The organism is Kitasatospora sp. NPDC007106, assembly GCF_040634455.1.
GTDB lineage: Bacteria > Actinomycetota > Actinomycetes > Streptomycetales > Streptomycetaceae > Kitasatospora > Kitasatospora arboriphila.
Genome location: NZ_JBEYFP010000681.1, coordinates 1 through 3,135, shown reverse-complemented (window position 1 = coordinate 3,135; position 3,135 = coordinate 1). Strand labels below are relative to the sequence as shown.

Below are 3,135 nucleotides of genomic sequence, written 5' to 3'. Positions count from 1 at the left end.
GGGCCGACGGCGGCGAGGGTCCAGCCGGCGGGCTCCTCGCCGGAGCCGGCCGGTGCGGTCGCGGCGGCCAGCGGGCGGGGCAGCACGGCGCCGGTCCGCAGCCCGCCGGGCAGCCGTCCGCGGAGGCGGCAGCCGGTGAGCCCGGACGGTTCCTGGGTCTCCCGGACGGGCGGGTAGGCGAGCCGGCGCCCGGCCATCACCGGTCCGTAGAGCCGGGAGAGCAGGCCGGTGCGGTCGCCGAGCCGGAAGGCGGCGTCGCGGAGCAGGACCTCGGCCGGGCCGTCCACCAGCCAGGCGCGGGTCTGGATGTCGGTGTCGCGGACGACCCGCCGGGCGACCGCGGAGCGCTCCGGCCCGTAGCCGTCGAGCAGGGTGGCGGGCGCCTCGCCGTGGATCACCGCCGCGAGCTTCCAGGCGAGGTTGTGGGCGTCCTGCAGGCCGGTGTTGAGGCCCTGGCCGCCGGCCGGGCTGTGCACGTGGGCGGCGTCGCCGGCGAGGAAGACCCGGCCGAGCCGGAAGTCCCCGGCGTGCCGGGCGTGCACCCGGAAGACGCTCTGCCAGACCGGCTCGCCGATCCGGACGCCCTGCGGCCCGCGCTCGTCGACGATCTCCTGCATCATCGCGACACCGACGTCCTGGCCGGGCGGCAGGCTGGAGAAGAAGCGGAAGATGCCGTCGGGCAGCGCGACGACGACCAGCGCGCCCTGCGGGGACTGGTAGTAGTGCGCCTGGTCGGCCGGGAGTTCGCCCTCGATCGGGGCGTCCACCAGGGCGAAGGCGGTCTCGTAGGTGCTGCCGAGGAAGCCGGTGCCGATCTGGGCCCGGACGGCGCTGCCGGCCCCGTCGGCGCCGATGACGAAGGGCACCCGGGTGCGCTCGATCCGGCCGTCCCGGTGCTCCAGCACGGCGGTGACCCCGTCGGTGGCCTCGACCCGGCCGGAGAAGTCGAGGTTGTCGAAGCAGAGCAGGCGGACGCCGCGCTCCACCTTGCCGCCGAGTTCGTGCAGCCGGGCCTCGACGACGTCCTCGGTGGCGCTCTGCGGCAGGCAGAGCGGGGCGAGGTCCTCGGTGAAGCCGAAGGTGCCGAGCGGCCGCCGGTCGGAGTAGTACCGGAAGGCGTTGATCCGGACGGAGGCGGCGCGGATCGCGTCCAGCATGCCGAGGTCGTCGAGCACGTCCAGGGTGCGCGGCCAGAGCAGCAGGGCCTTGGGGAGGCGGGCGGCGGCCGGGGCCCGGTCGACGATCCTGATCCGGACGCCGCGGCGCAGCAGTTCGCAGGCGGCGAGCATGCCGGTCGGTCCTCCGCCGACGACCAGGACGTCGACGTCCGATGCGGTGATCGCTTTGTCTGTCATGGAACTGACTCCTCGTCTGCCCGGAGGCTGAGTAGCAGATTGACGCTGTCCATAAGATATCTTATGGTCGTCTCGGTTTGTGAAGTACGTAGATGACTGATGGATGGGGGAAGTGATGAGCGTCCTGGCGGAGCAGGACCTGGCCGCGCCGCGCGCGGGCCGCGCGGCCGGCGGGCCGGCGATCATGGTGGCGGTCGCGCTGGCCAGCGTGATGCTGCCGCTCACCGTCACCGGGCCGGCCGTGGCGCTTCCGGCGCTGGCGACCGACCTGGGGGCCGGCGTCGGCGCCGCACAGTGGGTGCAGAACGCCTACGGCGTCACCTTCGCGGCCTGCCTGCTGGCCGCCGGCGGCCTCGCCGACCGCTTCGGCCGGCGGCGGGTGCTGCTGATCGGCGTCCAGGTGTTCCTGGCGATGTCGCTGGTCTGCGCGCTGGTGCCGAACATCGTGCTGGTCGACCTCGCCCGGGCGCTGCAGGGCGTCGGCGCCGCCGGTGTCCTCACCAGCGGCGCGGCGATCCTCGCCGCCTCCTTCGACGGACCGGCCCGGGCCAGGGCGTTCGGCGTGCTCGGCGCCTCCTTCGGCTTCGGCCTGGCGCTCGGCCCCCTGGTCGCCGGTGTGCTGGTGGCCTCGGTCGGCTGGCGGGCGGTGTTCCTGCTGAACGTCGTGCTCGGCGCGGTCGTGCTCGCCCTGGTGCCGCGGCTGCCCGAGTCCCGCGACCCGGCCGCCCGCCGGATCGACCGGGGCGGACTGGTGACCTTCAGCGGCAGCCTGGCCCTGCTGGCGCTGTACTTCGTCGAAGGCCCGGAGCAGGGCTGGACGAGCGTCGCCGCGATCGGCTCACTGGTCGGCGCGGCCCTGTTCATGCTGCTCTTCGTGCTGGTCGAACTGCGCGTCGAGCGGCCGATGTTCGACCTGTCGCTGTTCCGCCGGCCGACCTTCGTGGTGGTGGTCTGCCAGCCGTTCACCATCACCTTCGGGTTCGTGGTGCTGCTGGTCTACCTGCCGCAGTACCTGCAGGGCGTCGGCGGCCGCAGCGCCACCGAGGCCGGCGCACTGCTGCTGCCGCTCACCCTGCCGGTGCTGGCCCTGCCGCTGGTCGCCGGGAAGATCGCCGCCCGGCTGCCGCTGCGGGTGATGCTCGCCGCCAGCTCCGCGCTGATCGCCGCCGGATCGCTCTGGCTGGTGGTGCTCGGCCCGGACGCCGGCTGGGCGCAACTGACCGGACCGCTCGCGGTGTTCGGCGTCGGCGTGGGCAGCGCCTTCGGCGTGATGGACAACGCCGCGGTCAGCGTCGTCCCGGTCGAGCGCTCCGGAATGGCCTCCGGCATCTTCAACACCATGCGCATCACCGGCGAGTCGGTCGCCATCGCCGGGGCCGGCGCGCTGCTGGCCGGCCTCTCCGCCGCGGGCCTGCAGGGCCGGGTGCCGGGGCTGGACACGGCCGGCGAACGCGCCCTGGCCGGCGGCGCGGTGCAGGGCCGGCTGGGCGAGCAGCTCGGCACCCTGCCCGCCGGGGTCCGCGCCGCCGCCTCGGACGCGGCCGCCGACGCCCTCACCTCGGCGATGCACACCGGATTCGTCGTCCTCGCCGTGCTCGCGCTGATCGGCGCGGTCACCACCTTCGCGGTGGTCCGCGACCGGGAGCTCACGGGCACCTCCTGACCGCGTCCGGCGCGGGCCGCCCCCCGGGCCGCCGCCGCCGCCCCCCCCCGCCCCCCCCCCCCCCCCCCCCCCCCCCCCCCCCCCCCCCCCCCCCCCCCCCCCGCCCCAGGGTCTACC

2 protein-coding genes are annotated in these 3,135 nt (G+C 75.5%); one reads left to right on the top strand and one right to left on the bottom strand.

Translation table 11 applies throughout. The annotated features are described in order from the left end of the window. Window positions 1-1,355, bottom strand: a 1,355-nt coding sequence (locus tag ABZ641_RS30675) for an FAD-dependent monooxygenase (protein ID WP_359987032.1), incomplete at its 3' end; no start/stop codon positions are given. A 115-nt stretch (window positions 1,356-1,470) separates the two neighbouring features. On the opposite strand from ABZ641_RS30675, the gene ABZ641_RS30670 reads away from it, so the two are divergent. Next, window positions 1,471-3,018 carry an MFS transporter gene (locus ABZ641_RS30670; protein WP_359987029.1) on the top strand — a complete coding sequence of 516 codons (1,548 nt, stop codon included), beginning with the start codon at window positions 1,471-1,473 and terminating at the stop codon, window positions 3,016-3,018. The last annotated feature ends 117 nt before the right edge of the window (window positions 3,019-3,135 follow it).

Excerpts from the sequence above, each read along its gene's own strand:
- ABZ641_RS30670 (WP_359987029.1), top strand. The coding sequence starts at position 1,471 with ATGAGCGTCCTGGCGGAGCAGGACCTGGCCGCGCCGCGCGCGGGCCGC.